Annotated in this window: 6 protein-coding genes and 1 pseudogene; all 7 read right to left on the reverse strand. The window is 70.5% G+C overall.

The window, feature by feature from the left end:
- Positions 1–627: 627 nt before the first annotated feature.
- Complete coding sequence (locus tag GL263_RS22595; RefSeq protein ID WP_182857592.1) at positions 628–870, reverse strand: hypothetical protein; 243 nt, start codon at positions 868–870, stop codon at positions 628–630.
- A 10-nt stretch (positions 871–880) separates the two neighbouring features.
- Positions 881–1,348, reverse strand: coding sequence for a glycine-rich domain-containing protein (locus tag GL263_RS22600; protein ID WP_182857593.1), 468 nt, complete (start codon positions 1,346–1,348; stop codon positions 881–883).
- Between the two features lie 244 nt (positions 1,349–1,592).
- Positions 1,593–1,832 (reverse strand): hypothetical protein, encoded by a 240-nt coding sequence (locus GL263_RS22605; protein WP_182857594.1) that lies wholly within the window; start codon positions 1,830–1,832, stop codon positions 1,593–1,595.
- Positions 1,833–2,028: 196 nt separating this feature from the next.
- The gene (locus GL263_RS22610; protein ID WP_182857595.1) at positions 2,029–2,208 is read right to left on the reverse strand and encodes a hypothetical protein; all 180 of its coding nucleotides are present in this window, start codon (positions 2,206–2,208) and stop codon (positions 2,029–2,031) included.
- On the reverse strand, positions 2,205–2,432 hold the full coding sequence (locus tag GL263_RS22615) for a hypothetical protein (RefSeq protein WP_182857596.1): 228 nt from the start codon (positions 2,430–2,432) through the stop codon (positions 2,205–2,207). Before GL263_RS22615 ends, GL263_RS22610 begins: the two co-directional genes overlap by 4 nt.
- A 106-nt stretch (positions 2,433–2,538) precedes the next feature.
- Positions 2,539–3,759 (reverse strand): helix-turn-helix domain-containing protein, encoded by a 1,221-nt coding sequence (locus tag GL263_RS22620; RefSeq protein WP_182857597.1) that lies wholly within the window; start codon positions 3,757–3,759, stop codon positions 2,539–2,541.
- A gap of 192 nt (positions 3,760–3,951) precedes the next feature.
- Positions 3,952–4,073: pseudogene (locus GL263_RS28575) on the reverse strand (DUF3626 domain-containing protein); the annotation flags it as partial.
- Positions 4,074–4,197: the final 124 nt, after the last annotated feature.

Below are 4,197 nucleotides of genomic sequence, written 5' to 3' on the forward strand. Positions count from 1 at the left end.
GTCGAGGGACAACATCGCACGGGTCGTGATCACCCCCGACGTCGTCCACTCCAACGTCAACCCGACACTCGTCCCCCGCACGGTCGGCGACGGCCGCCAGGAGAAGAGCGCGTAGGCGGTCCGAGGGACCGCCGGTTCCTCAGCGAAGCCCGCGGAGCACGATGCCTTCCGCCGATGCCGGATTCGCCGGCTCGATTGCGCCGGAGCCGGGCGCACCGAAACGCGCCCGGTAGTGCCACACCCTCTTGACCGCCTGGAGGTCGTGGCGGCCGTACGCGCAGCTTCCCCGATGATGCGGGGATCGAGCACGCCGTCGACCGCTTCGCCAGGAAAGACCAGGGCAATCCGAGCTTTTCGATGACGCTTGATGCCGCTCAATGGGGCCGGTTGTCGTGTCAGAGGCGAGTCGTGCTTCCAAGGGAGCAGCCGTGCGCCAGCCCAGCCCCGTCAGACGCGCCGCGTGAGTACAGAAGTCCGCTACCGCGCAGCGTACGAGTGGGCATGTCTGAGCCCCGGCCTGATCAGCCGGGGCTCAAAGTGCCGACCCGGGTTCCTGAGGGCAGCTCCGGGTCGGCGGGAGTGGCCCCGGTCTCCCAGCGGTGGGGCCGGGAGACCAGACCAGGGCGTTCAGCGACGAGACGTCGAGCCAGGCACGAGGAAGCCGCGCCCCGCCAGCGGCAGCGCCGGCACCGGACCGGCAGACACTTGGCGACGTACCTCCGCCGTGACGTCGCGACGCGTCGCCGGCTCAGCCCTGTCGTACAACCGCCACTCGCCCTGCGGCTGAGCCGGATCGGCGGGTGCGGCCACACCTGCCATCCCGCACAGCCGGGCCAGCTTCTCCATGTGACGTGCCTGGAACGGGGTCATGCGGGGCATGCTACGGCCACTCCGGCTTCGGCATCGGACGGATGGCGCAGTCCGGGGAGTGCTGGCATTTCGCGGCCACCTCGACCAGCACCCCCTCCGTCGGGTGCCCCCAGAGCTCGTTGTCCGGTTCCCACCCGCACTCGGTGATTGCCTGCCGGGTGCGGTCCAGAATCTGTGGGTCGTAGTTCGTCGGGTCCCAGCCCGGATAGTGGTGGACGAAGTCGCCGAAGCGGGCGCACAACCGGGCGTAGAGCGCGGAGTGGAGCAGCAGGGCGTGCCAGCCCTCGTCGACGACGCGGGGCGGAGCAAGCCCAACGCCGGGGCGCGTCGCGCACGCCACGACGAACTTGATCGCCTCGTCGACGACGCGCTGCCCGGTGTCGACGGCCATGTTCGGGTTGGAGTCGAGGACGGTCGCGGTAACAGCGGCGTGTTCCTCCTCGCTCAGCAGTGCCCGTACATCGGTGGAGCAGGTCATGTTGTACTCCTTCGTGTAGGTGGTTGTGCTGCCTGCGACCCGTCCCGGCCGCGTATCCCTGGCAGGATCGGCCGGGGCGGGGTTGTGCGAGCTGGCCGGCGGGAGGCGGCGACGCGGACCGCCGGTCAGTCCAGTCAGGGAAGGGTGCCGAGGATGACGACGAGCAGCAGCCCGGCCACGATCAGGCAGTAGAGGATCTGCGCGGGCACGGACTCCTCGATCCGCTGACGGCGGCGGCGCAGGCTCACCGCACGCCCCCATCGTCGACAGCGGCGAAAGCGCATCGGACCGCGTCGGCGGTCACCACGACGGCGACCTCGTCCACGAGCGCGGCCGGCAGATCGGCCCACGTCGCGGCGAGCGCGTCCTGGTGCGGCCCGTCGTGCCCGGCCGGGAGTGCGCACGGCATGCGGGCGGCGACAAGCGGCGGCGTCTCCTGCCAGCGCGCCCGGCGCGCCCCGCACACCTCGATCTCCGGTGTCATCACGACACCTCCGGGGCCGACAGCCACGGGCCGCGCGGACCGCCCGACAGCGACACCCAGCGGGGTGCCGGCTGGTCGGTAGGCACGTAGGGGCGGACCATGCGGGAAGCGTCCCCGTCAAGCACCCGCGAGTGCTCCGAGCGGCGGCCCGCCGGGACACCCGACGGCCAGCCTGTCGGGGTGATGTGCAGGCGTTTCACCGAGCCACCCTCCCTGGCTCCGGTGCGTCGAACTGGCCCTGGCCGTGCGGCAGGCAGGCCGTGCACGCCCGGTGGGACCCGCCCGGCCCGGTGTTCTGTTCGATCAGGGAGGCCAGCCGCACGGTCGCGTTCTCGCTGCCGCACCTGTCGCAGCGCTGCGGATGCAGCGGGATCACCGGACCTCCTCGGCGCCGGCGCGGCCGTGGCAAGGGCAGGTGCACACGTCGTAGTGCACGCCCTCGCACGGCGACGGCCGCTCCTGCCCGTCTGTGCAGTCGTCGTGCGCGCGGATGCGGCACGACCACGACTGGTACGGGTCGGTGAGGAATCCCCTCGCCGCGTCGGCGAGCGCGGCGCGGCGCGCTCTCTCCTGGCGGGTACGGCGGGGCGTATCAGACATGACCATCTCCAGTGACGTCGTCATCGCAGATAGTCACTGTGGCGTCACGGAAAGGCCCCGACTTTCACACTGTGAGGAAAGTCAGGGCCCCAAGCAGATGAGAGGACTACACGCCCACCCACCGAGCGAACGCCCGCAACTCCCGCGACGGCGTCCCCCGTCCCCGCAGCAGCGCCATCACCGTCTCCCGCGTCGTCGGGTGGTACCGCGTCTGCACCGCCGCCGCCGACCGCGCCTCCAGCAGCGCTTCCAGCGCACGGTCTCGCTGCCCCAGTCGCTCGTGAGCCCGCGCCATGTCCATGTAGTGGTGAGCCGTCCGGTTCAGCGCCCAACCGGCCGGGAAACGGATCTGCGCACCCATCTCCACGCTCCGCCCCGCCTCACCGAGATCGAGCTGGGTGCTCGCGGCGTGCAGCGCGACGTTGGTGAGGTCGAAGCACATCTGATAGGGATCCGGCCGGCCGACGATCCGGGCCGCCAAGTCCCGCGCCTCTCCGATCTGGGCAGCCACATCATTCGCTGCACCCGGAGCGTATGAACGCGAGGACACCACAGCCGTCTTCAGCCACAACGTCCCGCGCATAGACATCGCCCTTGGGTCCCCCCGCCGGACCGGGTCCTCCAGCTCCCGCTCCAGCAGCCGGATCTCCCGCAGCGACACCTCCGGCGCCCCGTGCCGCAGGAAGTAGTCGCTCCTCCCTTGGCACACCACCCCCTGGAGGTACGGGTCACCGGCGTGCGGGGCGCATTGCTGAATCCGCTCCAACGCCAGCAACGCCAAGTCGGTGAAGCCGAGCTTGTTCACGAAGCTCCAGCCGAGTCGGTAGGCGTCGGCCAACGCGCGGTACGCCTGCTCGCGTGCCTCACCCGCGGCCGCCGTATCAGCAAGCAGCAGCAACTCGTCGATCAGTGCCGGGACTGCTGCGCCGATCGGCATGTACTCCCCGCCCAGCCGCGCCGCGTCCAGCCGCGCAATCTGAGCGCGGATGTCCCGCAGAGGCCGCACCGGCTCAAGTTCCCCGGGAAGCAGCGGGTTGGCCAGGGCGTGGCGAAGCGGCTGGATCAGCTCTTCAAGCTGGTCCTTCTTCAAGGAGTCGAAGTACGGCTGACCGGTCAGGTCCGTGACCGGCACCCGGAGCGCCCGGGCGCACGCCGCCGTCAGCGCTGGAGACGCCGCCCGGTGGCCGGCCTCCACCTTGGTGAGGTTGCTGTAGCTGACGTTGGCCCGCTGCGCGAGCCCGTGCTGGGTGTACCCCCGCTGGACACGGATGGCCTGAATGCGGCGACCGATGGAGACATCGTGTCGCGCGTCGGTGTCATCGGGCATGCTGACTCCATTCCGAACTCGACACTCGGAACGGTACCCCCGCCACTCTGGCCGTGGACGGCGAACAGCCCCCATTTCACGCGGAGATGGGGGCCGTTCGCCGTCCCACCGCCAGGCGTGCGGTCGTCGACGCGAACCTGATCAGGTGGCACGGCGGCGAGCTCGACGCCTGGGACCAACCCGTACGCCTATGGCCGCCGAGTCGAACAAGATCCGGCGCTCCCACTCCCAGCGGTCACCGCCGGGGAAGGCGGTCAGCCCGCCGTTGGTGGTCCCGTGACGAACTGCAAGCGGTAAACGCCGTCTTCGGCCAGGGAGTCCTACGCGCTCTTCTCGTGGGGGTTGTCCATGCCGCGGGTGCGCGGCACGAGCGTGGGGTTGACGTTGCTCTGGACGACGTCGGGGGTGATGACCACGCGGGCCACGTCCTTGCGTGAG

Origin of the sequence: Streptomyces durbertensis (assembly GCF_014156695.1) — a bacterium.
Taxonomy (GTDB): domain Bacteria; phylum Actinomycetota; class Actinomycetes; order Streptomycetales; family Streptomycetaceae; genus Streptomyces; species Streptomyces durbertensis.